General features: G+C 31.8%; 1 protein-coding gene. It reads right to left on the minus strand.

The window, feature by feature from the left end; translation table 11 throughout:
• A partial coding sequence (locus tag KGF45_RS19795; RefSeq protein ID WP_227843086.1) for an RNA-guided endonuclease TnpB family protein occupies positions 1-302 on the minus strand: 302 nt, incomplete at both ends.

Consider the following 302-nt stretch of genomic DNA (forward strand, 5'->3'; position numbering starts at 1 on the left):
CGAAATTCTTATCTGCTACTATTATTTCTCTACCATACCAATTAGCTTTATATTCTAACATTCTTCTGAACTCCGACCAACTTGCTTCGCTTATAGCTTTCGCTAACTTATGATTTTTCACCATATTCTTTACCTTCAAGTCCTCAATAACTATAACTTGGTTTTCGTGTATTAATTTAGTTGATAACTTATTTAGGAAATCTGCTCTTTGGTCTGATATCTTTTGATGCAACCTTGCTACCTTCAATCTTGCTTTATATCTATTATTGCTTCCTTTTTGTTTTCTTGATAAGTCCTTTTGT

This window comes from Clostridioides sp. ZZV14-6154, from assembly GCF_020657785.1.
Taxonomy (GTDB): domain Bacteria; phylum Bacillota; class Clostridia; order Peptostreptococcales; family Peptostreptococcaceae; genus Clostridioides.